This window comes from Curtobacterium sp. SORGH_AS_0776 (assembly GCF_031453355.1).
GTDB lineage: Bacteria > Actinomycetota > Actinomycetes > Actinomycetales > Microbacteriaceae > Curtobacterium.
This window is the reverse complement of record NZ_JAVIYU010000001.1, coordinates 2,206,744-2,231,736: the sequence shown is the minus strand read 5'-3', so window position 1 is coordinate 2,231,736 and position 24,993 is coordinate 2,206,744. Positions and strand designations below refer to the sequence as shown.

The 24,993-nt window shown below is 66.6% G+C and carries 22 protein-coding genes and 1 pseudogene; 15 read left to right on the top strand and 8 right to left on the bottom strand.

Annotated elements, in window-relative coordinates; all coding sequences use genetic code 11:
- Positions 1 to 8: 8 nt before the first annotated feature.
- The gene (locus tag QE359_RS11090) at positions 9 to 3,527 is read right to left on the bottom strand and encodes a TM0106 family RecB-like putative nuclease (RefSeq protein WP_309779204.1); all 3,519 of its coding nucleotides are present in this window, start codon (positions 3,525 to 3,527) and stop codon (positions 9 to 11) included.
- A 154-nt stretch (positions 3,528 to 3,681) separates the two neighbouring features.
- Here QE359_RS11090 and QE359_RS11085 point away from each other — a divergent pair, with 154 nt between their 5' ends.
- Both QE359_RS11085 and QE359_RS11080 read left to right on the top strand, forming a co-directional pair.
- Positions 3,682 to 4,230: a hypothetical protein gene (locus tag QE359_RS11085; RefSeq protein ID WP_309779203.1), complete on the top strand. Its 549-nt coding sequence runs from the start codon at positions 3,682 to 3,684 to the stop codon at positions 4,228 to 4,230.
- Between the two features lie 14 nt (positions 4,231 to 4,244).
- Complete coding sequence (locus QE359_RS11080; RefSeq protein WP_309779202.1) at positions 4,245 to 4,439, top strand: hypothetical protein; 195 nt, start codon at positions 4,245 to 4,247, stop codon at positions 4,437 to 4,439.
- 25 nt (positions 4,440 to 4,464) lie between these two features.
- Here QE359_RS11080 and QE359_RS11075 read toward each other — a convergent pair whose 3' ends face one another.
- A complete protein-coding gene (locus tag QE359_RS11075) occupies positions 4,465 to 4,686 on the bottom strand; it encodes a DUF1653 domain-containing protein (protein ID WP_309779201.1) in 222 nt (73 codons plus the stop codon).
- A gap of 42 nt (positions 4,687 to 4,728) precedes the next feature.
- Between QE359_RS11075 and QE359_RS11070 the strand changes: the two genes are divergently transcribed.
- The 4 genes from QE359_RS11070 to QE359_RS11055 all read left to right on the top strand — a co-directional run bounded on the left by QE359_RS11070 (position 4,729) and on the right by QE359_RS11055 (position 6,865).
- Complete coding sequence (locus QE359_RS11070; protein WP_070418568.1) at positions 4,729 to 5,334, top strand: TMEM175 family protein; 606 nt, start codon at positions 4,729 to 4,731, stop codon at positions 5,332 to 5,334.
- 94 nt (positions 5,335 to 5,428) lie between these two features.
- Complete coding sequence (locus QE359_RS11065; RefSeq protein ID WP_309779200.1) at positions 5,429 to 5,923, top strand: thioredoxin family protein; 495 nt, start codon at positions 5,429 to 5,431, stop codon at positions 5,921 to 5,923.
- On the top strand, positions 5,920 to 6,396 hold the full coding sequence (locus QE359_RS11060; protein WP_309779199.1) for a DUF4395 domain-containing protein: 477 nt from the start codon (positions 5,920 to 5,922) through the stop codon (positions 6,394 to 6,396). The genes QE359_RS11065 and QE359_RS11060 overlap by 4 nt, the downstream gene beginning before the upstream one ends.
- A 100-nt stretch (positions 6,397 to 6,496) precedes the next feature.
- Complete coding sequence (locus QE359_RS11055; protein ID WP_309779198.1) at positions 6,497 to 6,865, top strand: hypothetical protein; 369 nt, start codon at positions 6,497 to 6,499, stop codon at positions 6,863 to 6,865.
- 99 nt (positions 6,866 to 6,964) lie between these two features.
- Here QE359_RS11055 and QE359_RS11050 read toward each other — a convergent pair whose 3' ends face one another.
- Positions 6,965 to 7,909: an ADP-ribosylglycohydrolase family protein gene (locus QE359_RS11050; protein ID WP_309779197.1), complete on the bottom strand. Its 945-nt coding sequence runs from the start codon at positions 7,907 to 7,909 to the stop codon at positions 6,965 to 6,967.
- A gap of 88 nt (positions 7,910 to 7,997) precedes the next feature.
- Here QE359_RS11050 and QE359_RS11045 point away from each other — a divergent pair, with 88 nt between their 5' ends.
- The 7 genes and pseudogenes from QE359_RS11045 to QE359_RS11025 form a co-directional block, all read left to right on the top strand.
- A complete protein-coding gene (locus QE359_RS11045; RefSeq protein ID WP_309779196.1) occupies positions 7,998 to 8,645 on the top strand; it encodes an NrtR DNA-binding winged helix domain-containing protein in 648 nt (215 codons plus the stop codon).
- Between the two features lie 138 nt (positions 8,646 to 8,783).
- Positions 8,784 to 9,671: a MurR/RpiR family transcriptional regulator gene (locus QE359_RS11040; protein WP_309779195.1), complete on the top strand. Its 888-nt coding sequence runs from the start codon at positions 8,784 to 8,786 to the stop codon at positions 9,669 to 9,671.
- Positions 9,672 to 9,681: 10 nt separating this feature from the next.
- The gene (gene murQ, locus QE359_RS11035; protein WP_309779194.1) at positions 9,682 to 10,596 is read left to right on the top strand and encodes an N-acetylmuramic acid 6-phosphate etherase; all 915 of its coding nucleotides are present in this window, start codon (positions 9,682 to 9,684) and stop codon (positions 10,594 to 10,596) included.
- Between the two features lie 41 nt (positions 10,597 to 10,637).
- Complete coding sequence (locus QE359_RS11030) at positions 10,638 to 12,122, top strand: PTS transporter subunit EIIC (protein ID WP_309779191.1); 1,485 nt, start codon at positions 10,638 to 10,640, stop codon at positions 12,120 to 12,122.
- Between the two features lie 365 nt (positions 12,123 to 12,487).
- Positions 12,488 to 13,696, top strand: coding sequence for a DNA cytosine methyltransferase (locus QE359_RS19115; protein WP_396127731.1), 1,209 nt, complete (start codon positions 12,488 to 12,490; stop codon positions 13,694 to 13,696).
- Complete coding sequence (locus QE359_RS19110) at positions 13,693 to 14,592, top strand: XamI family restriction endonuclease (RefSeq protein ID WP_396127730.1); 900 nt, start codon at positions 13,693 to 13,695, stop codon at positions 14,590 to 14,592. Before QE359_RS19115 ends, QE359_RS19110 begins: the two co-directional genes overlap by 4 nt.
- A 357-nt stretch (positions 14,593 to 14,949) precedes the next feature.
- Positions 14,950 to 15,124: pseudogene (locus tag QE359_RS11025) on the top strand (transposase); the annotation flags it as partial.
- Positions 15,125 to 15,735: 611 nt separating this feature from the next.
- Here QE359_RS11025 and QE359_RS11020 read toward each other — a convergent pair.
- The 5 genes from QE359_RS11020 to QE359_RS11000 all read right to left on the bottom strand — a co-directional run bounded on the left by QE359_RS11020 (position 15,736) and on the right by QE359_RS11000 (position 23,085).
- Positions 15,736 to 19,149 (bottom strand): type ISP restriction/modification enzyme, encoded by a 3,414-nt coding sequence (locus tag QE359_RS11020; RefSeq protein WP_309779189.1) that lies wholly within the window; start codon positions 19,147 to 19,149, stop codon positions 15,736 to 15,738.
- Positions 19,149 to 20,294: a C-terminal helicase domain-containing protein gene (locus QE359_RS11015; protein WP_309779188.1), complete on the bottom strand. Its 1,146-nt coding sequence runs from the start codon at positions 20,292 to 20,294 to the stop codon at positions 19,149 to 19,151. The genes QE359_RS11020 and QE359_RS11015 overlap by 1 nt, the downstream gene beginning before the upstream one ends.
- The gene (locus QE359_RS11010) at positions 20,269 to 21,711 is read right to left on the bottom strand and encodes a DEAD/DEAH box helicase family protein (RefSeq protein WP_309779187.1); all 1,443 of its coding nucleotides are present in this window, start codon (positions 21,709 to 21,711) and stop codon (positions 20,269 to 20,271) included. Before QE359_RS11010 ends, QE359_RS11015 begins: the two co-directional genes overlap by 26 nt.
- The gene (locus QE359_RS11005; RefSeq protein ID WP_309779186.1) at positions 21,683 to 22,246 is read right to left on the bottom strand and encodes a phospholipase D-like domain-containing protein; all 564 of its coding nucleotides are present in this window, start codon (positions 22,244 to 22,246) and stop codon (positions 21,683 to 21,685) included. Before QE359_RS11005 ends, QE359_RS11010 begins: the two co-directional genes overlap by 29 nt.
- Before the next feature lie 326 nt (positions 22,247 to 22,572).
- Entirely contained in the window at positions 22,573 to 23,085 is a 513-nt protein-coding gene (locus QE359_RS11000) for a hypothetical protein (protein ID WP_309779185.1), read from the bottom strand.
- Between QE359_RS11000 and QE359_RS10995 the strand changes: the two genes are divergently transcribed.
- Together QE359_RS10995 and QE359_RS10990 are read left to right on the top strand one after the other, a co-directional pair.
- On the top strand, positions 23,084 to 24,310 hold the full coding sequence (locus tag QE359_RS10995; protein WP_309779184.1) for a hypothetical protein: 1,227 nt from the start codon (positions 23,084 to 23,086) through the stop codon (positions 24,308 to 24,310). The two genes, QE359_RS11000 and QE359_RS10995, sit on opposite strands and share 2 nt — an antisense overlap.
- Before the next feature lie 4 nt (positions 24,311 to 24,314).
- Positions 24,315 to 24,944: a hypothetical protein gene (locus QE359_RS10990; RefSeq protein ID WP_309779182.1), complete on the top strand. Its 630-nt coding sequence runs from the start codon at positions 24,315 to 24,317 to the stop codon at positions 24,942 to 24,944.
- Positions 24,945 to 24,993 lie beyond the last annotated feature (49 nt).

Below are 24,993 nucleotides of genomic sequence, written 5' to 3'. Positions count from 1 at the left end.
CCCGTCGCCTAGCGGCTGCTCGGACCGGGCTCGACGAGCTCGATGAACCGGGACAGCAGCGACAGCCCGGCGATCGAGGGCGGCAAGCCCGTCGCCAGCGCTGGCGAGTACACGAGGTACGCCGCCCACTTCGCCCGCGACAACGCCACGTTCAACCGGTTCGGCATGAGCAGGAAGTCGAGCCCGCGCGGGATGTCGGCGGCGCTCGACGCCGCGAGCGACACGATCGACACGACGGCCTCGCGCCCCTGGAACAGGTCCACGGTGCCGACCTGCGTCCCCCGCAGTCCTGCACGGTCGAGGGCGTCACGGATCACCGCACCCTGGGCGTTGTACGGCGCGACGACGATCACGTCCTCGTCCGTCAGCACGCGTTCGGTGTCACCGTCCACCCACCGCCGACCGACGACGTCCTGCGCGAGGGCGACGACCCGAGCCGCTTCCTCCACCGAGGACGTGGTGTTCCCCGTGTGCACGATCGGCTCCGGGTGGACGCCCGCGTCGATGCCGTCGAGGTGTCGCCCGGACACCATCGACGCGAGCTGCCCGTCGTATGACAGCGCCGACACCGACGCCGTGAGTGCCGGCTCCATCCGCCGGGTCCGCGCCAGGAAGTACCCGAACGCGTCCGGCAGCACGTGTTGGCCGTCGGCGAGCCAGCCGAGCGCCGACTCGTCGACGGGCTCCGGGTGGGACCCCTGCGACACCTGCGGCAGCTGCTGCGGGTCCCCGAGGAGGAGCAGACGCGTCGCCGCGATCGAGGACGCGATCGTCGGCGCGAGGGAGAACTGCCCGGCCTCGTCCACCACGAGCAGGTCGAGGGATCGGCGCGGGATCGTGCCCTCGTTCGCGAAGGTCCACGCGGTCCCGCCGACGACCCCGCCCCTGCCGGTCTCGACGCAGGACGACAGGAACGCAGCCACGGCGGCGTTGTTCTTCACGGGCGTCCACGGTGCCGACTCGACGTCGTCCGGGTCCGCTCCTGCTCGGGGCACCTTCACCACGCGGTCGGCGGGCACCCCGGCCTGCACGACCGACGCCAGGAAGTTCTCCGAGGTCGCGTGCGACTGCCCGACGACCCCGACGCGCCAGCCGTACTCGCGCACGAGCCGCGCGACGACGTTCGACCCGACGTACGTCTTGCCCGTCCCCGGAGGGCCCTGGATCGCCAGGTACGACCGGTCGAGGCCGAGCAACGTCGCGACCACGGCCGACACCGTGTCGTCCCCCTGCACGGGCACGATCGGCCCCCGCGGCGGGACCCGGCGGAGCAGGTCGAGCGCCGGATCGGGCAGCATCGCGGGCAGGGCGCCGAGGACTTCTTGTCCCCACTCCGCGATCGCCTCGGGCTGGGGCTTCGCCCGCGGTGGTGCCGCCGGTGCGAGGGCGACCGGGAAGTCCTCGTGTGGCGAGCCGCCGACCGGCAGGCTCTCCTTCACGAGCACCTCGAAGCCGTCACCGTCCTCGAACGCGTCCAGCACGACGGCGCGAGCCGACGCGCCCTTCGAACCCGGCGCCGGAGCGGCGATCGACGGCGGGAGTGGGTCGTCGTAGACGAGGTGGGGCGTGCCTCCTGGACGGAGCCGCGAACCGGGCGCGAGCGTCCCCGACAACCGGATCTCTCGGGACTGCGACCGGGCACGCGGCAGCGTGTCCCATTCGCGCTCGACCGACGCCCGCTCGACGACCAGCACGTCACGGGTGTCCGCCCACTCGTCCACCGGGTTCCGCAAGCGGTCGAAGTGGTCCTGCCAGAACGTCTTCGCCTCGCGCCGGTGGTAGTCGATCGCGGCTGCGGCGAGCGCCAACGCGGTTTGGTCGGGCGTGCGGTCGAGGGCGTCGACCCCGTCGAGCTGCGCGGCGAGCGCCGTGTACACGGGGTTCGGTTCGCGGTCGACCGGGATCGGCGGGAGGAGCTCGTCCGGCTCGGCAGCGACGGGCGCGGACGAGGACGCGCGCGCTGTCGCTCGGAGCGACAGGAGCCAGTCGCGGAGCCGGAGGGTCGACCGGCAGTCGTAGGCGTTGTAGTCGGCGACCTCGTCGAGCATGTGCTGCCCGGCGGTGGCGTCACCGTTCCGGAGCTCCTCGATCGCGTCGACGTACGCTGTGATGCTGTCCGCCGCGTTCGTCACATCGCTGAGCCGCAGGTCCGAACCCATGTACAGCGGCTCGAGCTTCTTGATGGAGTAGCTGCGGCTGCCGACCACGAGCGCCTTGCGCACGATCGGGTACAGGTCGACGAGGACCCCGGCGCGGAGCAGGTCGTCGACGGCTTCTTCCCCGACGCCGTGCCGGGCAGCGAGGGACAGCAGGTGCGTCCGCTCGTACGCCGCGTAGTGGTAGATGTGCATCCCCGGGTACTGCTGCCGCCGAGCCTCGATGAAGGCGAGGAAGTCCAGCAGCGCCTGGCGCTCGTCGCGGATCGTGTGCGCCCAGAACGCCGTGAAGCGCGCCTCGGGGTCGACGAGCCCGAACAGGTAGTCGAGTCCCCAGTGGACGCCGTCCTCGGTGTGGAGCGGGTCCCCCTCGAAGTCGAAGAACACGTCGCCCGGGTCCGGCGTCGGGATCGCGTCGAGCGCTCGGGCGTCGAGCACCTCGAAGAGCGGCTTGGTCGTCCCGGTCGCCTGGGCACCGTCGGCTGCGGTCCGCGCGTGCTCGGTGTCGACCTGGAGGCGCGCCTGACGCACCAGCCGCGCTTGCGTCCCGCGCGGGAGACCGGGCACGGCCGTGGTCCGGTCCGCCAGCTCGTCGATCGTCCGCACCCCCTGCCGGATGAGCTTCGTCCGCTGGTCGAGTCGCATGCCCGCGACGAGGACCAGGTCACGGTGCTCGGCGACCTGTGTCGTGCACACGTCGCACCGGCCGCACGACGAGTACCGCGGGTCGGCCCACTGCAGCGGCTCGGTCTCGGTCATCCGCTCAGCGATCACCCGATGGAGCTCGGCGCGCTGCGTCCGGTACACCGGTGCGATGTCGGCGAGGTCGTGCGTGGTGGTCGTCCGGTCGCCGAGCACGAGGTGGACCTGCTCGCCGGTGGGGATGCCGTGCGCCTGCATCTGCTCGGCGTACGCGGCCAGCTGCAGCAGCGCGCTGATCTTGGCGTGGCGGGCGAGCTTGGTGTCGTACACCTCGTACTGGCCGCGCTCGTTCCGCATGATGAAGTCCGCGAAGCCGATGAAGCCCGGGGCCTCTGCCGTCGGCGGCGCGAAGAAGGTCGGTTGGTAGAGGACGTCGGCGCCGTCGTGCATCGCTGCCCGTGCGGCGGAGGCTGCCGTCGGGTACTCGGGCGGTGCAGGGCGGTCGAACTCGACGACGTCCCGCGTGTCCTTCAGGATGGCGAGGTAGTCGAGCTCGTGCTGGTCCCCCAGGCGTGCCGTGCGCTCGAGCATGTCGTCGTGCGACTCGGGCAGGGGCTCGCCCCGGCCGAGCTTCACGTCCATGCGCCGGAGGAACGCCCACTCGCAGGCCGCCCACGTCGAGAGGTCGCTCGGGCTGAGCAGGACCTGCCCGTCGCCGCCGATCTGCATGCGTCTCCCCGTCTCCTCGGTGCCCTGCGAGCCTAGGCCCGCCCGCCGACACCACCATGCCCGAGCGAAATATGCTTTGCAAAATTCTGGTACTGCAGTCCATAGTTCTGTTGAACCCGCGACCGTCGCGGCTCCGTCGAAGAAGGGGAACCACATGACACGTCTGCGGAACACGATGATCGGGCTCGCTGCGACCGGCGCGCTGATCGCCGGAGGGGTGTTCGTCACCCCAGCAGCCAACGCAGCGGAAGCATCACGCACCGAGACGGACGTGATGCGCGAAGCGACGAGCCTCACTCCCACGCAGATCGAGCAGGCCATCGTCGAAGCGCGCGCGGTGGGCGCAGTCACGAGCACCGTGGCGACACCGGACGGCACGGTGACGACGATCGACCTCGGGGACGGGTTCGTCTTCGACCTCGTGACGGCGCCGACGACGCAGCGGATCGGTGCCGGCAGGGACTCCAAGGGAACCTTCGTGAGCTTCAACGCCACCGACCAGAACATGATCATCAGCGGCTCCGCGTTCGCACTCGGCGCGGCGGTCTGCGCCGTGAGCGGCGGGACGTTCTGCGTCGCCCTCGGGGCGATCCTGACGGCTGCCACGGTCGCGATCACGGGCAGCGGCGCGATCCGCTGCGGGACGAAGCAGCTGCGCGTCTACCCGTTCGCTGGCGGCAAGGTCAAGCCGCGATGCGCCTGAGGCGTGCGAGCGCTGTGCGCCGGTTCGTCACCAGCCTGCCGTTCGCGCTGATCACCAGCGTGATCCTGGTCGTCCTCGGTTCGGTGTCGGCGACGTCGCCCGCGACCGCCGACCACTGGTACGGACCAGCACTGGCTGCGATCGCGTTGTTCCTCGCGATGGTCTCCACCGGCAGCGCGATCCGCCGCCGGAGGAACCGTCGGCCCTGAGCGACGACGACTGACGGTCAGATCGTCAGGCCACTGCGGCGCGGACGAAGCGCGGCCCCTCGTAGCCGTCCCGGGACACCCACGCCGTGAAGTCCGCGAGCGACCGCACCCAGTGCCCACGCTCCCCGTACAGCGCCTGGTAGACGACCACCGGCTCCTCGGTCTCGACGTCCCGCGCCACGAGCACCACCTCGTACTCCCCGCCCTTGAAGTGCCGGTACCGTCCAGGCGTCACGTCGTCGACCATGCTCCCGATGCTAGGGCCGCCGCGGTCCCTAGACTCGGCTCCATGACCGAGCCGGCACGCACCGAACGTGGCCTCGACCGCCTCGTGAACTTCTCCGACGCGACCGTCGCCATCGCGATCACGATCCTGATCCTCCCGCTCGTCGACCTGGCCGGTGAACTCAGCGGGGGTCGGGGCGCCGGCGATCTGCTGCAGGAGCACTGGCCGGCGCTCCTCGAGTTCTTCATCACGTTCTGGGTCATCGCCCGCTTCTGGACGCTGCACCACCAGGTGTTCGAGCACGTCCGCTCGTACAACATCCGCGTGATGCAGCTCAACTTCGTGTGGCTCGTGAGCATCGCGTTCCTGCCCTTCGCCGCGAACCTGCTCAACACCGAGGTCGAGGGCGACCGGGTCGCACACGCCCTCTACCTGGGCAGCATGGTCGTGACGAGCCTCACGCTGACCGCGATCGAGTGGGAGCTCCGCCGCTCCCCGGAGTTGCTGTCCTCGCCGCTCGGCGACTGGCGGAAGGGCCCGATCGCCGCCGTGCTGCTCGCCCTCGCGCTCGTCCTCTCGATGATCTTCCCGTCGATCGGCCTGTACTGGGTGCTCCTCCTGGTCCTCCAGGGCACGCTGGGCCGACTGCTGCCGAAGCCCCGCACCTGACCCGACCGGACCGGACGCCGCGGCCCAACCGCCGTGACGCGTCACACACGGTCATGTCGGCGCTCCCGGCCGCCCGAGGACGTACCGTCGCGACATGACCGTCGCCGCAGCAGTCGCCGTCCTCGTGGGAGTCCTCGCACTCGCCACGGCCCTCGGCCTGCTCCTGCGCGTGCGGACCGGCCGGGCCCGCCCCACGCGGACGAACGACACCCGCACCACCACCGCCAATCCGACGACCGCCGACCTCGCCCCTGCCGAGGCCTTCGGCACCGAGGCCACCCTCGTCCAGTTCTCCACGCCCACCTGCGCCCGCTGCCCGGCCACCCGTCGCCAGCTCGACGCCCTCACCGCCGAGCACCCCGGCGTCACCCGTCTCGAGATCGACCTCGCGGAACGCCCCGAGCTCGCCCGACGCTTCGCCGTCATGCAGACCCCCACGGTTCTACTCCTCGACCGAGGCCGCGCGGTGCACACCCGGTTCGGCGGTCCGCCACGACCCGCCGAACTCACCGCAGCCCTCGACACCGTCCTGGCAGCAGCAAGAGCAGCAACAGCCCCAGCAACGACCCCCGGAGACGAGTCCCCATGACCGCCACGAACGACCCCGCCCGCGGCATCGATCCCCGTTCACCGAGGTTCGGCGCCGCCATCACGACCGTCCTCCTCGCGGCGACGATCGTCCTCACCCTGATCCCCGCGACGTGGCCGATCGGCATCGCACTGCTCGCCGTCATCGTCGTGTTCTTCGCCATCGGCGGCATCGCCGGCATCCGCCGCCATCCCTACGGCGTGCTCTTCCGCCGGCTCGTCCGCCCGAGGCTCGGCCCGCCCGCCGAGCTCGAGGCCCCGGAACCCCCGACCTTCGCCCAGCAGGTCGGCCTCGTCATCACGGCCCTCGCCCTCGTGCTCGCCCTCGTCGGCGTCCCGTACGCGGCCCCCGTCGGTGCGGCGATCGCACTCGTCGCCGCGTTCCTCAACGCCGTCTTCGACGTCTGCATCGGCTGCCTCCTCTACGTGTGGCTGGTCCGCGCAGGCGTCTTCCGCCAGCGGTCCGCGGTCTGATCACGGGCCTGGAGGCGCGACCCGCCCCCGCGACGCAGGTCGCGTCGTCGAGGTGATCCGCGCCTCCTGGCACCCGTGCCCCGTCTCGTAGGCTGACCGCATGGGGGACCACACCACACCACTGCTCAAGAAGGTCGCGACCTACCTCGCCGACCACGGGAACTCCGGCGCGGCCGACATCATCCCCGGCTACGCGCCCCCGACCAGCTCCCGCCCGAGCCGCCGGATCGAGGTCGGCGGACGCCTCACCCTCACGCCCGGGGTCCTCTGGTTCCACGCCCACCCGCTCAACTTCGCCCGCTCCGACTTCGGGATCCCCGTCGAGGAGATCGCCCGACTCGACGACGTGTCGAGCGGCCTGCGGAAGAAGGTCCGGATCACCCTGCGGAGCGGGATCGAGCCGACCTTCCTGATGTGGGGCATCCCCCGGTTCATCGAGGCGGTCGAGCAGGCGCGCAGCGCGCTCTGAACGGACGGACTGGAGGCGCGGCTCGCCTCCGCCCCACAGGTGGCGGCGGAGGATCCCCCCACGACATCCTCCGCCGCCACGACTCGAGCGCGCGACGGCTCAGTGCGTCGCGAGCGCCTGCTCGGTCAGCGCGACCAGGTCGTCCGCGCGCAGGCTCGGCCACCCGTGCAGGAGCTCGCGCCACTCGCCCGGCAGCGCGGCCGCGCCGTACAGCGCACCCGCGAGCCCACCGGCGATCGCGGCCACCGTGTCGGTGTCGTTCCCGGTCCGGACCGCGCGGACGAGGGCGTCCTCGAGCGACGAACTCCGCTTGACCGCCGAGTACGCGGCCTGCATCGCGGACACCACCCACCCGTTCGAGTCCGTGAAGTCGACCGGCTCGGAGTGCTCTGCCGTGACGAGCCGGTCCACCCACAGCCGACGCTTCTCGAGGTCGAGCAGGTCGAGGCCCCGCAGCACGTCGAGCTCGCCGGTGAGCACCGCGTGCCGGATCGCCACGCACCAGAGCACGCACGCGTCCCCGGCGTCCGACTCGTAGTGTGTGAGGTCGCTGATCGCCCGGGCGGCCTCGGCGAGCCGGAGTTCCTCGTCGGCCGCACCGGTCAGGTACCCGAGCACGAGCGGTGCCGTCCGCATGAGCGATCCGTTGCCGGCCGACTGCCCCTTGTACTCGTGTTCCTGCCGGGCCGCAGCGCGTGCGTCGGAGGCGACCCGCGCCTCCAGACCCGTGAGGACGTTGCGCGTCTGGATGCCGACGTCGGGCGCGGTGACCGCCCACGCTGCCCAGGCCGCGACGAGGCCGTCGAGCGCTTCCTCGGAGGCCGGGTCGCCGCCGCGCGCGAGCGTGCGGAGGATCGGGACGGCCATGCTCGTGTCGTCCGTCCACTCCCCCGGAGCCCAGCCGAACGAGCCGCCGCCGGCCATCCGGATCGGGGTGGGTTCGGGGACGGCGGGGCGGAACTCGTAGCCCGCGCCGAGCGCGTCGCCCGCGGCGGAGCCGATGACGGCGCCGATCGCGCGGTCGGTCTGTTCGGTGGTCAGCACGGCTGCCTCCTCAGGTTTGCGCGGAATTGCGCAAACCCGAGTCTGCACGATCGTCGCAGTTTGCGCAAGTGTGCGTAAACTCGCTGCCATGGCGAACCAGTACCGCGACGCAAGCGGCAAGCGGCTGACCGACTACCCGCGGCCGTCCGTCGCCGTCGACACCGCGGTGCTGACGGTGCCGACCGGGGGCGACCTCTCCGTCCTGCAGGTGCGCGATGCGACCGACGGCGACTGGCGACTGCCGGGGACGTTCGTGCACGAGGGTGAGCGGCTGGCCTCGGCGGTCCTGCGCTCACTGTCGGACAAGGCCGGCGTGACGGGGCTGGCGCCGACGCAGCTGCACGTGTTCGACGACCCCGCGCGGGACGACCGGGGATGGGTGCTGTCCGTGGCGCACCTCGACGTGGTGCCCTTCGCCGCACTGTCGTCGCTGAACCCGTCACAGGCACGGCTGGTCCCGGTCGACACCGCGACGGGGATGGTGCACGGGCACGACGACATCGTGGCGTTCGCGGTGGCCTCCTTGCGGGCGTCGTACGCTGCGGCACCCGATCCGCGAGGCCTCCTGCCCGAGCCGTTCACGATGTCGGAACTGCGGCACGTGCACGAGGCCGTCCGTGGCGAGCGACTCCTGCCCGACTCGTTCCGCCGGGCGATGCTGCCGCTGCTCGTCGACACGGGGTCGCGCGCTGCCGCGGGCCCGGGCAAGCCGGCGACCCGGTACCGGCGCGCCTGAGGTCGCCTGCTTGGTGAGCAGAACTGGTCGGGTCCGAGGCCGCGACCCGACACTTTCTGCTCACGGAACGCGCCGACGAAACACGAAAGTAACTTGCAGTACTGGCCAGTGTCGGTGCAATGCGCTTTCATGGAGCGCATGACGATCGCTGACCGTACCGACCGCGCCGACGCGTTCGCCCTCGTCCGGACCCAGTCCGGCGCGATGCCGACGAGCATGCGCGCGATCGCCGATGCCGTCCTCGACGACCCCGGCACCGCGGCCACCACGAGCGCCGCCGAACTCGCCGACCGTGCCGGGGTCTCCCCCGCGACCGTCTCCCGCTTCGCCCAGCACCTCGGGTTCGCGAACTTCGCCGCACTCCAGCGCAGCATGACCCGGGCTGTCGAGCGCGGCATCCACGAGCGCCGCGAAACCGAGATCCACGCGGGTGTCAGCGTCGACGACGACGTCACCACCGTGATCGCGAAGGTCACCGAGGACGTCCGCGCCGTGATGAGCGACACCCGCGCCACGCTCGACCCGTTCACCCTCGAAGCCGCAGCGGTCCGCATCAGCGAGGCCCGGCGGGTCGTCCTGTACGGCGTCGGCGCGAGCGGCATCGTCGCCCGCGACCTCCACCTCAAGCTCGAACGCATCGGCATCGCGAGCTCGATCGCGGACGACCCGCACAACGCCCTGACCCTCGCGAGCGTCCTCGGCCCGAAGGACGTCCTCGTCATCACGAGCCACTCCGGCACCACGGTCGAGGCACTCGAGGTCGCCGCCGTCGCGCGCGGGAGCGGCGCCACCGTCGTCGCGATCACCGGCCACGCCACCTCGCCGCTGACCCACCACACCGACCACGTCCTGCTCGGGGTCGCCGGCGCCGAGAGCGACCTCCGTCCCGCCGCCATGGGCAGCCGGATGAGTCAGCTCGCCATCGTCGACGCCCTCTTCATCGTCGTCGCCCAGCGCACCGACGAACGCTCCCGCCCGCTCCTCGCCCGCAGCCGCCACGCGGTCCGTACGCATCACCGTTCCTGAATCGAGCACCATGCACCACCACGACGACCTCCGCGAGGAGCTGCAGCACCTCGCGACCGAGGCCACCGATTCGTCCCTCGACGACATCGACCTCGTCTCCACCCTCGAGGCTGCCCAGCGCATGAACGCGCTCGACCGCAGCGTGCCCGCGGCACTCGAGCCGTGCCTCCCGGCCATCGCCCTCGCTGCCGACTCGATCGCCGCAGCGTTCTCGCGCGGCGGCCGCCTGATCTACGTCGGTGCCGGCACGCCGGGCCGGCTCGGCGTCCTCGACGCCAGCGAGTGCCCGCCCACCTTCGGCACCGACCCCGCGCAGGTCGTCGGCGTCATCGCCGGCGGTTCCGTCGCCCTCACCACCGCCGTCGAGGGCGCCGAGGACGACGAAGCAGCCGCCGTCCGCGACCTCGACGCGCTCGGCCTGACGGCCGACGACGTGGTCGTCGGGATCAGCGCGTCCGGCAGGACGCCCTACGTCATCGCGGCCATCCTGGAGGCGCGGCGCAGGTCCGCCTTGTCCGTCTCGGTCGCGTGCAACCCCGACTCGGCCGCGGGGCGGGAAGCCGACATCGCCATCGACGTGGTCGTCGGTCCCGAGTTCATCGCCGGGTCGACCCGCCTGAAGGCGGGGACCGCGCAGAAGCTCGTCCTCAACATGCTCACCACGCTGGCGATGGTGCGCAGCAACAAGACGTACGGCAACCGGATGGTCGACGTGCGTGCGACGAACGAGAAGCTCATCGCGCGGTCGTTCTCGCTCGTGCAGGACGTGACCGGGGCTGCGTCCTCCGACGTCGCTGCTGCCCTCGATGCTGCCGACGGCGAGGTGAAGACGGCCATCGCGATGATCCTCACCGGGTCGTCGGCGTCCGTCGTCCGTTCTCGGCTCGCTGCTGCTGACGGTTCCTTGCGCGCCGTTCTTTCCTGATTTCTCTCGTTCGTCCTTCCTTCCCCCGAGGAGCACCATCAATGACCGATGCACAGCAACTCGCACAACAGATCCTCGACACCGTCGGCGGGTCCTCGAACATCGCCGACGTCGAGAACTGCATGACCCGGCTGCGGGTCGAGGTGGATTCTCCTTCCTCGGTTGATCTGCCCGCTCTCCAGGCCACCGAGGGCGTCATGGCCGCCATCGCGGCCGGCTCGAACCTGCAGATCGTGCTCGGGCCGGGGTTGGTGGACCGCGTGGCTGACTCGCTCGAGTCGTTGCGTGCTGCTCCTGTTCCGGGTGTGTCCTCGGCTTCGGTGTCGCCCGAGGAGCTGGCGGCGCGGGGCGCGTCGATCAAGGCATCCGCCCGTGCCCGCTCCGACGGCCGCACCATGCGCGCCATCCGTCGCATCTCGGCCATCTTCATCCCACTCATCCCCGCGCTGATCGCCTGCGGGCTCATCGCCGGGATCAACGGCATCCTGACGAACCTGGGGTGGCTGCCCGGGGTGACGCCGTTCCTCGGCGTGCTGTCCTCAGGCTTCCTGTCCCTGCTCGCCGTGTTCGTCGGGATGAACGCCGCGAAGGAGTTCGGCGGGACGCCCATTCTCGGTGGTGCCGTCGGCGGCATCATCGTCGCCGCCGGGGTCGCGAACGTCACCGTGTTCGGCGAAACTCTGGCGCCCGGGCAGGGCGGTGTACTCGGAGCGCTGGCCGGCGGCATCCTCGCCGCCTACGTCGAGCGCTTCATGCGGAAGGTCACGCCCGACATCATCGCGCTCATCGTCGTGCCGACCGTCACCGTGCTCGTCGCCGGCTCCGTGACGCTCGGCATCCTGATGTCCGTCGCCGGCGTCGTCTCCGTCGCCATCGGAACCGCGGCGACCTGGCTGCTCGCGAACGGCGGGGCCTTCGCCGGGTTCATCCTCGGCGGACTCTTCCTGCCGCTCGTCATGACGGGCATGCACCAGGGACTCATCCCGATCCACGCCACGCTCATCGAGCAGACCGGGTGGACCGTGCTGCTCCCCGTGCTGGCGATGGGTGGTGCCGGGCAGATCGGTGCGTGCATCGCGCTGTGGGTGCGGTTCCGGTCGAACGCCTCACTCGTGCGGACCATCCGCGGGGCGCTGCCGGCAGGGTTCCTCGGGGTCGGCGAGCCGCTCATCTACGGGGTGACGCTCCCCCTCGGGCGGCCGTTCATCACGGCGTGCATCGGTGGGGCGTTCGGTGGCGGGGTCGTCGGGTTGTTCGACCAGCTCGGGCACTCCGTCGGGGCGATCGCCATCGGGGCGTCGGACCTGTCGCTCATCCCGCTGTTGAACGGGTCCTCCGGGTACGGCTGGGCGTTACTCGGGTACGGGTCGGGGCTCGTGGTGGCGTACGTCGTGGGGTTCGTGGCGACGATGGTGTTCGGGGTGTCGGGGTCGGTGCGGGCTGATCTCGAGGCCCTATCTTCCTCGGCCGACCAGACTCTTTCCTCGGAGCTGCCGCGAGCGGCACTCATGTTCGCCAAGTCGTGAGTTTCGACTTGCCACTGAAGCCCCTGAAGGAGTCGCGTGATTGCGATCGATCGCGGACGACTCGGAGCGCACGCGCGGTCGACTCGCGTCGTAGCGCGGCTCAAGCGGGACGCTGCCGAGCCCTCAAGGTAGTCAGCTAGTGGCAGGGCTGCGGTATGTTCGATTGATTCCAAACTGCAACGACCTTCCGCCAGTTCAGCTCGAGGCGACTCCTGCGCCAACAGTTCGAGTTGCAAGCCCCGTGCCTCGTGTTGGAGCAACGACACTGGTCGAGGGCTAGCGTGGCGGCCACGCAGGGTGATCTAGTCTCGTTCTGTCGGTGGCCTCTGGTTCGATACAGGCACTGGCAGGAACACGGAGGTCACATGGGCAAGGCGCCGACCGTCATCAGTCTCTTCAGCGGAGCGGGCGGCCTGGACATCGGCTTGGAGCAAGCCGGATGGAACATTAGCGCGGCGACGGACTTCGCCCCGCATGCGATGGAAACCCTGCGACGATCTCAAGATGCCGCAATCCCCATCGCCGGCCGCAGATCGACATATATGAGCAAGACTAACCTCATCGAAGCGGACGTAGTCGATCTTTCCGCCGCGGATCTCCGACCTCACAGGGCAAAACCAGATTGGCGTCCAGACCTGGTGGTCGGTGGGCCTCCTTGCCAACCATGGTCCTCAGCTGGACTACAGAGAGGCTTAGATGATCCGCGTGGACAGCTGATCGCTCACTATCTTCGGCTAATCGAAGAGCTCCAACCAAAGTTTGTTATCTTCGAGAATGTTCGAGGGCTGCTTACCGCGCGAGGCGCTACACATACTCCCGGCGAAGTTCTTCGGAGCATCCAGGACGACCTTTGGGGCATCGGATACGCATCCAAGGTCACCACTCTCAACGCCGCAGATTTCGGAGCTGCTCAACGTCGCGTGAGGGTTATTTTGGTTGCCACCAGCGATCACACTTTGCCCAGCTTCCCCACGCCGACCAATGACCGCTTCGGCAGGGACGGCTTGCCCTTTTGGCGGTCGCTGGGCGAAGCTCTTCAGGAGCTCCCAGTCCCTGACGAGACAGATGTAGTCCGACCGACCGGTTCCCGGGCTGGCGCTCTGCGCGCTCTACAGCCGGGAACGGGGATTAAAACGGCCGGCAAAGTGATGGCGAACCGACCATCTGGACACTGGGGCTATCGGCAAGACGCATTCCTTGCAGACCTATCCCTGCCGTCCCGAACTATCCGAGCAGCCGGCACTCCCGATTGGGTCCGCCTCGCGAATGATACAGACCTCCGCCGTTTGACTTGGAGGGAATGCGCGGCACTACAGGGCTTCCCCACCGATTGGAGGTTTGCCGGGACTAGAAGTCAGCGATTTCAGCAAATCGGTAACGCCGTTCAAGTCAACATGGCGAAGGCTGTAGGAAGGGAAGTCTTGCAAGCACTGCGCTTAGGTGAAGCACCTCAGCGTCCAGTATCGGAGGATTGGTCGCCAACTCTACTGGAGCGAGTGCGCTACACCATTGCCGAGCACCACACAAATGGTCATCTGAGAGCTCGTCAGCCCGACAGGATCCGGGCATCATGAGGAGGTTTCTCGCCGCACCGCAGTGGTCAGACGGCGACCTGCAGCGCGGCAGAGACCGCGCTGAGCGCGAATTCACCTCGAAACGCCGTGCGGAAGGTCCCGATGCGTTTGAAAGAACCTACTGGGAGCTACGTCCACGGGTTGACGAACTCTTGAGGGGGTCCGACAACTTGCGAGCCTTGAATGGAGACGTTTTCAGGCGGGATCCAGACGCGTGGCAACCCTCGCGGTATCTGACCGGCCCGCCGATCAGCCAAGAGGACTTGTGGACCCTCACGGGGGGCACGAAGTTCAGGCGCGTCCCAAATCGACTTGCAGACGACACCGCCGAAGCATTGAACCTCGTCATTGACCCCGTTCGATTTCCTTGGGTAAGCCAAAATCGGGATCCCCAGCCTTCAGAGCGAGAGCACGCGATCTCAGCTACGACTCTCCTCTGGGCCGCACAACACCTTGGTACGGTTCGCCGCGGTTCAGCTTCGAAGATCCAAGAAAAACTCACTGGAGAGACTCTTAATCTTGCGGGTTTGACTTTTGACGCACAGCGCGCTCCGATCGAACTCCTCGACGATATCGACCGCGGAAGCTATTCGAAAGAGCGTCATGTACACGGAGCCAAGTGCGACGTTCCGTCGCGACTATTCGACGGACGCATGTTCCTCCTCGAATGCAAGGTCTCGAATGGGCCAAAAAACGGCTGGAAGCGGGTGAACAGGGAGGTTAGAGGCAAAGCAGACGGTTGGACGACCTACTTTGGCGCGCAGTCGGTGACAGGAGTCGTTCTTTCTGGCGTTTTCGACTTATCCGCTCTGAAAGCTGCACGGGACGCAGGAGTTGTCGTTTTCTGGGAGCATGATTTGAACCCACTTTTTGACTTCGCTGTCTCGGCAAAGTAGCGGCGCATCGAGCAAGAGGTGAAAGGCGTGATAGTCAACTCGCCAACGCTCCCCGCGGCCTAGTGGTGCGGATCATGGTGTTGTAGACACTGGGCGGCCGTGAAGGAGCGGGCCCGTTGCCGGCCGGATGAAAATGCTGACAACCGTTCCGGCTTGCACGGACCGGGCCTGCTGCAGGTGTCGTCGACTTGTTTTTTTAGGCCGCGAGTAAGATCTGCGGGTTGATATTGCTTCTCGATGGGTATTGCATTCCCGATGTCGATGTTTCCGGATCGATCCAGTGCATGACCGCGAGCTGGAGGTGGTCGCTGCTCAAAACTCGCCGACGAACTTGCGCCAGGACTGCACACCAACGTTGGGGTCTGCCCCGCCACCGCAGCAATCATCATCTGCGCCTGGTCGCACGCGGGCCGAGTCAAAGAAGGAGCTGCGTTCGCCGCACTCGGTGGCGTCGCACCCCTCCCGGCATCGTCCGGCAACACAACCCGACACCGCCTGAGCCGATCCGGTGACCGCCAGCTAAACCGAGCCATCGACGTCATCGCCAGAACCCCACGAGCTGCGACCCGACACCCGCGCCTTCGTCGACCGATCTCGAACCAGCGGGTGAAGCAGCCGCAACGTCCGCCACAACTTCAAGCGCTAGATCAGCCGCCAGATCTTCCGCCCGCTCAACGCCAGCACCGCCTGACAGCAGACATAGAAACATCATTTGGGAAGTGCGCCTCCGAGAGATGCGCCGCAGCACGCCGGAAGATCTTATTCTCCTGCTTCAGCAGCCGGGTCCATTTCCGCAACTCCCGTAGCGCGGCGTTCTCGGAACTCATGTCGCCGGGCGGGACTCCGTCATCGATGTCCACGCGGCGGGGCGAGTTCGTGACGGTTTCCTCGGAGATCGCGAAGTCCTTCTCGACCTGATGCAACGGACCTCACCCCTACGAGCGACCGCGACAATATCGCCTCGGAACTGCTCGGTACACGGCTTTGCCATGATCAGCATCCTTCCACCGGAGAACGCATCCTCAGAGGTCAGGAGTCAACCGAGCCCGCAGCAGTCCCCTCAGCTGCAAGATACCTGCGCCGTTGCACCTAGCTGAGGCTGAATTATCAGCAAAGCGTTGCACCCGCCAACGAATATCATTTTCAGAAGAGAGCATTCCCGTCGACCTTCGTCGGAGGCTGCCGCATCCAGGCCGGCGGCTGCGGGAGGTCCGAGGCGTCGATGAGTGGGCCACCAAGGACCTCATTAAGGAGTTCGACTCCCACAGGCTGAAGCCGGATGGTCTCGCCGAGCACGGTGACAATTTCGAGAAGTTCAGCACTCCACTCAGTAGGCCAGACATCGGAGCGTATGAAGTCGAGCGGGGATTTGCTCGATGCAGCTCTGCCGCCGGGTTTCAGCATTCGATAGCCGAGCCATTTCGGGATGATCTCCATACCGGTCACCTCGTACTTCCATATCTCCGGGGCAAGCCCTGCAAGAAGTCCATCGGCGACTCGCAGCTCGCGTTTGGCGGCGTCGTACTTGATCTCAGACCTGTCCGCCGGCGGACGCGTCGGCTCGGGCTGCCAACGCGCCGCTGGGACCGGCAGCTCCGATCGGCCAGCCACAAAACGCTCCCCGAACGTTTGGAGCCACAGCAGGTGCTCACCATGATCGGCCATTGCGGCGAATAACTCGGGATCGGCTGACAGGGGGACCCTTGCTCCGGGCGTCGCCAGAGCCTCCTTGAACCGGCCCGTGTAGTCGGTCCCGGCAAGCACCCCGTAGATGTAAGCGAACAATCGTTCCGGCGCTACTTCGGGCGACTCGGGAACGATCATGCGGTGTGCGATCGTGACGTTCTCGAGCAGCGCGGGATCGGCGTTCGGAGTCCCCTTGGCGTCTCGATAGAGTGGCAAGACATCCTTGCCCCCGAACGAGCCGCGGTACACCGCCATGTCCGGGACGGCAGTTGAAGCAGTCAGCGCGGGCCCTGGCCCGACCGCATAGCTCGCCAGGGTTGCGAGAAACACCTGCCGATTCGAAACCGACTCCCACAGAGAAGGACGCTCAAGCTCGGCAACCCGGGGGTCTGCGAGTGCCCATTGCCTGTCAAAAGATCGGTACTGGTAACGCTCAATTGCAGGAATTTCCGCGTCTGATCCTAGGTCAGCGAGGCGCTTTGTGCCACTAACGCGCGTGAAAATGTTCCGCCCCGTTGGCTTTGTGGAAAATGCCTTTGCCCGCTCAGTCAAGTCGGACGTACCAACGAGCGACATCCATCGCTGTCGAAGAACTTCGGCCGACGGGTTGTTTGGCCACGTACGGCTGAACTTGCATCCCGCAATTTGCCAAGGTAGGAGATCAACGAGCGCGGGGAAGGCCAACCACTCGGCGCCGCCCGTCGGTGGCACCAACGGTGCGTGCCAGTCAGACCCCGCATCCTCAGTCTCAAGTGCAGTGTCCCCAGTAGCGAGGCTCGATAGCTTCGCGAGCTTGTCGGAGCGGGTCCCCCAGAAGCTTGCGTAGCGAACGGCTGCCGGCGTACTTCTATCGCCGCGCCCGCGTCGCACAAGCGTGACAATCGCATTCGGCGAGGTGATGTCAAAGACGTTCTCGTCGCGAAGCGTTCCTTGCCCGTCGCCGTGCAGATCTAGCACGATGATCTCGTCGGCGACCTCCCGTGCTAGGCGACGGAGACCGAGCCAGCCAGGGCCAGTGAGCCACGACGAGGCAGTGATCATCGAGACGACTGCTGGCCCGGTGTTTTCCTCGAACACCTTCCATATCGCGAGCCGCCAGAAGTATGCATAGAGGTTATACAGGCTCGCGTGGTGGCTGAAAATCGTATTCTGCTTAGCGTCGTCGAAGATATCGTCAAATAGGGACCGGAATCCGGTCGCCGTCGTACCACGCGTTTTCGACGTTATGAACCCGCCAGTTCCCTCGCTTTCGACTCGGTCCCACGGGGGGTTGCCAATCAGCACGTTGTGATGACGGTCGAACTTCACCTGATCAGCGAGTCGCCCCTCAGCACCGATTGGATCGTCGAGACTAACGAGCCCGCCTGCTCGCCGCGCGCCCAGCGTATCGCCGAGGAAGATCGGAAGGCGTGACTGCTCGCGGAGACCCTCAGGTAGATCGAGCGAGACCTTCAGGTGGCTGACTGCATAAGAGGCCAGCGAAATCTCCACGGCGGATGCATGCTTGAGCGCTGCCTCTACGGCCCCGGGCCCAGCGTTCTTTTTCGCCTGCTCAAGCCACTCAACGAGAAAGGTGCCAGTGCCGTTCGCCGGGTCGAACATCGAGACAACCGCGTCGCTCGGGCTGACATTCACCGGGATCTCGGTGTCAGGGTGCACCCGTACGTAGTCGGCCCACGTCGTTGGGTCGGCAACGCCGAGCGGCAAGCCGAAGGACTTCAACGCGTCATCGACTGTCTTGACGATGTAGCGAACTACCGGCTTCGGCGTGTAAAAGGCGCCAAGGTCGCGCCGCTGATCTGGATCGTACTGCGCTAAGAACTCCTCGTAGAAATAGACCACCGGATCGTCACGCTGGTTGTCAGCCCCGAAGTCAGCGAGCAGCTCGTCGACATCTGTCGTGGCGAGCTGTTCAGTAAGGTCTGAGAGTCCGAGTTCATCAACGTCGAGCAAACCATCCGCCTCGTCGCGGAAGCGCGAGTAGATCGCATCGAGGAACTCGTTGTCGAACTTCATCACAGAGAGCGACCGCTCGGTCTTAAAGTCCTCGGGATGGGCGATACTCGCGGTGAGCAGACCATAAACCATCGTCTGTGCATACACGTCAGCGAAGCGCACCTCAGTAATGTCGCCGATTAACCGCTCCTTAACGTCATGATATAGCGACTTCATCGGGCCGCTCTCAGTCTCCACCGCGAGGAGCGATTTCACCTCGTCGCGGACATCTTGGGCGACCTCGGCCATGCGCGTCGAGAGCGCCTTGGCGTTGCGAATGCCTTCCCGGTACGCGGCGAACCCCGCCGCCTGATCCGGCTCGACGATGAGACGCGGCCCTTCCTCTTCAACCCAGGTCAGCTCGGAGAGAGCGCGCTGAGCGAGCAGGCTGAGCCGGGCCTCAGTGGGGTTGTCGTTCCAGCTGAGTACCCGTAGGAGGCGCTTGCCGTTGCGCTCCTGGAAGTTGACAACGTGGAGGACCGCCTCGTCGCCATCCGCGAGGCAGAAGAAGAGAATGTCGTGGAGATTCCAGGTCGGCGTCTTACCACCCGCCTTGCCCCGCCTGCTCGTGATAAGCCGCTGAACAAGGCGGCGCACCGCTCCAATCGGGAGTTGCCCGCCCTCAAACTGCAGGTAGAAGGTCCCGAAATCCTGCTTCGCAGTGAGTGGTGGGATCTGCGATATGCGCGAGAGCCGCGCGACGTGGTCAGGGTCGAGGTGAAGTTCCTCGGGACTCCAATCGATGAGGACTTCTTCTGGCTCCAAAGCCGTGTCATAGAGAGGCCATCCGAGGCCCTCCCATAGCAAATGCATGAGATCCGAGAGCGACTGCGGGGCGGTCTGTATCAGCGAGCGGAGTCGCACATCGTCTGTCATTACTGCACCTCAATCCAGGCCAGGGTCTCCGGCGTCGGGGCGTCGAGCGGGAGTTGAACGTCTTTGCGGAGCTGCTTTGTCTCGTCACGCTCGAACTCGCGGAGCGAGGCGAGCAGCCCGCCCTTCGCGCGGAAGGGCTTCGCCTTGTCATCGGGCTTTGCCTCAATCGCGGCGTCGATCGCGAGCAGGCCACGCTCAATCCCCCCTTCGGTCTTCAGCACCCATTCGATGCGCCCGGGGCTGAGGCTCCACTCCGGCTCGGCATTCTCTTCCGGCTTGACGAGCACCGGGACGCGGCGCACGGTGAAGAGGCCCGCGGGCTCGCCCTCCTTCGCGACGGAGATGCCGTCGGGCAGCCGGTCGATGAGGTCCGGCAGCGATGGATCGTCCTTGACAACGCCAAGCCACTTGAGCCGCAGCTCTTCGATTGGGGCGATTTCGCCCTCGTACTCGTCTTTGAACGCCTGGAAGACCTTGACGTCGTCGTAGAGATCGGACTCGTCAATGAGCTTACCGCCAGGGATACCGAGGGTCTTCGAGATCATGAGGGTCTTGCCCTGAACGCGGCCGTAGAGGGCGAGGAGACTCTCGATTTCCTCAGGTGGAAGGAAGTTGCGAATCTGGATGTGGCCGCGCTCACTCTTCGCGAGCCGGTGCTCCTTGATGAGCTCGGCCTCGATCGCCGGGTTCATCCGGCGGTCGACGCGGCCGATGCGTTGCATGAGGCGAACCGGATTCCAGTGAATGTCGTAGTTGACGAGAAGCGAGCCGTCCTGGAGGTTGACACCTTCGCTGAGCACGTCGGTAGAGACGAGCACCCGGAGCGGCGCGAGTTGCTTCCGGTCAGCGCGGCTGACCTTGTTGTAGAAGGGTGCGAAGCGCTTGATCATCGCGTATCGATCGTTCCCGCGTGTGCCGTCGATCCGGTCGACATCGGCGAGCCCGTCGGCGCGGAGCCGCTCCTCCAAGTACCGGGCTGTGTCAGCGAACTCGGTGAAGACGATGACGGGTCGGGTTCGAAACTCCTCAGTGAAGACCTTCTTGTCGAAGACCTTCTTATCCTTCTTTTCCTGCTTCGTCGGCCCGAGGAGCAGCGTGCGGAGTTGCAGGTACTTGTCATCAATCCCGGGCCCCAGCGAGTACAAAATCCATGAACCTCTGGAGCTGATCAAGGTCGCCGAAGGCAGCATCGACCATGTCATCGAGCTTGTAGCTGCCGCCGACGAGGTTGTACTCGAGCTCTTCGAGTTCCTCCTCGGTGAGGTCCTCTTCGTGCCAGACCTCGTCGAGCGTCGCCCGGTACGTGTCGTGGATTTTCTGCAGGGTCGGCTCATGGGCGACGCGCCAGGTGGCGAGCTTCGCCTCGTTCACCGCGTCCCCCTTCGTGTTGACGTCGAGCCAATTGAGCACCTTCGCGGAGAGGTCGAGGCACGAGCCGGCGAAGGCGGCGAGGCTCGACTCGAAGCGCTTGAGGAAGATCGTGCGGATGAGTGCAACGACCTGCCGCTGCCGGTTCTCGGCGATCGTGTCAATGTCCTTATCGGTCGAGAAGGCCAGCGGGTAGTACATCGGCAGAACGAAGAGGGGAGTCGCGCGACTGAAAGCGGCCTGGATCTCCTTGAACAGCGGCGCGTACAGCAGGCCGAATTCGTAGGGCACAACCTTCGGCACCTGCGTGTCCGGGAAAACCACCTCGGTGCCGCCGGCGAGCTTCGCGCTATCGACCGCGTACTTACGGCTGTTCTGGTGGATGATCGCCTGAAAGAGTTTGTCCTTCGCCATGAGCGCGTCGATCGCGGCGTGGTCCGGAATTGCGTTCTTGAATGGCTTTTCCAAGTCGATGATGTACTTCCGCAGAGAGTTCACGCCGATGCTCGCAAAGTGGTTGTCGGCATCGACGCCGGTGAAGAGCTCCGCCTCGTGGACGAGGTCAAAGAAGGTGTTGTTGATCGGCGTCGCGGTGAGCAGGAAAACGGTCTTGCCTTTGCATATCTCTTGCATCCGCCACCAACGGGAGCCCCACGGGTTCTCCTCGGTCGGCTTCGCGCCGTGGTTTCGGAAGTTGTGCGCCTCGTCAATGATGACGATGTCGGCGCGCTTAGCGAGATGCTCGATTTCAGCCGCGCCCTTGTTTGTCGTGAGGTCGGTGTGCGCACGGACGAGGACGTTCGAGAACTGACCACCGAATAGCTCCGGGAGCTTCTCTTTGAGCTCCGGGTCCCAGACGGCGTCCTTACCAGTCTTTGTGGCCATAATCAGGACATTCTTTTTCTGTCGAACCGCGAAGTATTCGGTGAGCATGAGACCCACAAAGGTCTTCCCAAGACCGACACCGTCGGTGAGGAATCCACCGCCCCATTGCTTCGACATCTCGATGAGCGAATGGAATGCCTCCTGCTGGTAGGGCGCGAGCATCGGATAGATCGCGGACTCGGTCGCCTCCCAGCCCTCGTCGCTCGGGTCTGCGTTCGCGGTCAGCGCCTGCAGCGCCTTCGCGTAAATCTCAAAAGGCGTGAAATCGCGGACATTGTGATCAAGGACGGCGAGCAGTTCGGGATTCACCGGGGTCGCCTGCGCCCAGTGGCCCTCGTACCAGGCCTGCAGCTCGACGGTCTCGGTACCGCGAATGGCGGACGTTGAGCTCGACGTTCTGCGTCAGGCCGGGGCGGGTGAAGTTCGAGGAGCCGACGAGCGCCTCGGCACCGACAACGGGGTTCCGGGCGTGGGTGATGTACGCCTTCGCGTGGAACTTCCTCGGCTTATAGACGCGGATCTCGACCTTGCCGCTGCGGATGCCATCGACCACGGCGTCGATGCCGGTGAGGAAGGCGTCGCCAGACTGCCGCTCTACCTTGATTGAAGTGTCGAGCGCCGCCGCGACGGCATCGGCGGTCGAGCGGCTCGTCTCGCCGCCGATCAGCAGGCGGATCTTGTCGACCTTCTGCCACTCGCCGTCGAGGGCGAGGAAGGCGCCGATCTCGAAGTGCCCAGTAGCGATGTCGATCGAGCTGCTCAGCTCACACCATGCGCGGACGTACTGGAGTGCCTTCCAATCGTCGTTCGTGTTGTCAACGATGAAGCTGTCAGGCGCGGCCATATCGTTCTGCTCTCCTTAGCCCAGATGCCCTGGGAACCAGCCAGCCGGTGTCACCGTCGCAACGCGCTCAGTCCCCTGCTCATCTTCAGTGATCAGCGCATCGCCGTAGGTGGTCACCCGCAGCGACGCACGGTCCTTCACCTTAGTGGCGACGTCTGACTTTAGCCGCGCGCCGCCGTCGGCATCGACGACGTCCGGCCATCGGTGGCGTAGAAGTGCGGCGTGAAGAACCCACGGGCTACGTCGCCAGCCGTGTCAGGGCCGAGATAGCCGAGCAGTCGCGCAGTTGCGCCGATGAACCCGCCAACCGCCCCGTCGGTGTCGATCTATAGCTCGCGACGGCGCGGCTCGACTGCAGTCCAGGCTCGTGCCTCGTCAGCGAAGTCGCCGGTGACGCTAGATCGTACCGATTCCATCGTGTCACGGTGCATGACGTCGCCCGCACGAGTAATGCAAAGGTGCAGCTCCGGAATCGGGACGATCCAGGTTCCGCCGAGGCTCGGTCGTGGCAAGCCGTCCGGGGCATCGAGCGGTGCGGGCTCGACAACGATAAAAACCGGTTCGAGCGCATTCGGCATGGCGTCCGGCGGATAGCGTCCGGTGCGGAGGTCGCTCAGGTGCCCGATCAGCGCGCTGATGCGTCCAGCAACATGCATCTCGCCGGTCCGCACAAACCCGGGCGCTAAACGGCTGCGTTCTGTATCGCCAACGGCTTGCGAGCCTTGTTCAACCGTGCCGAGGCCAACGCGGTGCTGGACGCGAGAAACGTCCGCCGTCCGTGCAACGATGTCCTCGATTGCAAGACCCGAGCGTGACTCACCCCGAAGGATGACCCACATGACCGACGCCGACGAATCCGACGTGACGCTCGAAGCCGAGGTGGCCGCGGACGATGTCGACCGTGACATCGCGAAGGCTGTGTCCGGCCGCCGAGCCGTCGCACGCCAGTACGTCCGCTGGCTCCGTCGCCGCAATCCGTCCGCGACTCCCGCAGAGATCGTCCTGATGCTCGAGCGCCAGTACACGACCGCCATCACGACGGCCGGTGCCGCGATTACGGTCGGCTCGATCGCAGCGGACATCGCGATCGCGATGATCCCGGTCGCTGGACCCGCGGTCGCTGGTGCCAAGAGCGCGAGCGCGCAGGCTGCGAAGGCCGGGACGAAGGGGGCAATGAAGCTCGCGGCGAAGAACCTCGCAAAGAGCGCCGCGCAAACCGGTGCGAAGGGCGCCGCTGCACGACTCCTGCCCGCCGGCGATCAGCAGCTGCAGTTCGAGATCACCGCGGTGTTCGGCCTTGCTCTCGCGGATCTGCACGGCATGGATCTCGATAAGGACCAGGCGCAGGCCCTCGTCCTCGGCCTGACCAACGAACGCGTGAGCCAGCAGCAAATCGCGACGATGGCCAGTGACGTCGCGGAGGTCACCACTGACGGCACCGTCACCACCGGGCAAAAGATCGCTGCCGGCCGAGACGACTGGTCACACTGGGCAACGACGCTGTCGGACGCACTGCCGGGCGGCGCTGCACAGACCCTGGTCCGGACAATCCAGACCGGTGAGCTCGACCCCGTGCGTGAAGGTCTGACCGGCAAGCAGCGAGCCACGGTGGAGTACGGCGTCGGCGCGATCACCGGAGGCGTCGCCCGTTTCGTGTTCGGCCGTGACGTCGTGAAGTCATCGCGGACCGCCTTCCCGGAGGTACCTGATGACTTCCCCGACCACCTCGCGCTGACAGTGAAGACCGCCGGCGATGACGACGAGGGATCGGAAAATCGTGCGCTCGCCGCGCTTGAGGATGCTGCTCGCTCGACCGGCACGTGGGTGACCGGAGCCGCCGGGGCAGTCGGGACCGGAGTTTCCGGCGCCGCGAGCTCCGCGACGCGGGTTTTCCGTCGGGTCGACCTCGACGGCGACGGAGTTCCGGACGAGGCGCAGGCCCTCACGGTCGCGAAGAACGTCGGCGGGCGCGTCGCGGGTGCCGCGGACGTAGTCGGTGGGCGCGTCGCTGGCCTGTTCAAGAAAAAGAAGGACGCCGACCTCACCGCAGCGGAAGCCGACTGAGCTCGTGCCGAAGACCGGCGCTCGTGTCAGTGCTCTCGATCGAATGCTGCAGCACGCAGGCCTCGCCTCGCGGCCGGCGAAGCGAGGCCCACGGCTCCCCGAGCTGCCGGAAGGAGCGCGGTCGGCGATCAGAGGTCTCTACCGACAGTTGGGCGGCGTCCTCGACGAGCCGAAACTTCGTCCCGGCGGATGGGACCTCGCGTACGACGGCATCCTCGTCGAGCTCGACGAGGAGATGCACTTCAACCGGTACCGGGCCGTCACGCTCGATGTCGATACCGGGGCGAGCGCGCCCTGGGCGGCTGCGTACGAGGACTTCTGCCGAACACATGAACGGCGATCTGGGACCGGCGGCCGACGGTGGAGCAGTCCTTCGGCCGAGCGGATGTTCGGGGCAGCTGCGCCCCATTGGACGTTCGAGGGAGGTGGCGCGCCGCGTTGGAAGCAGCGCGCCCTTTATGACGCCATGAAGGACGTTGCTGCTACAGCGGGCGTGGTCCGGCTGTCGAGGATCTCCGTGTACGACATGGTCGACGGAGTTCGTCTCGAAGATCTGCTCCGAGGCCGAGCCGTGGCCCCTCCCTCGGTTGTCCGGACCTTCGTCGAATCTCGCGCTCTCGGCGTGAATCGGTAGGTCCGTTCGCGGTCGTGTTCGATGCGGGGCTCGCTTCTGTCGAACGCTC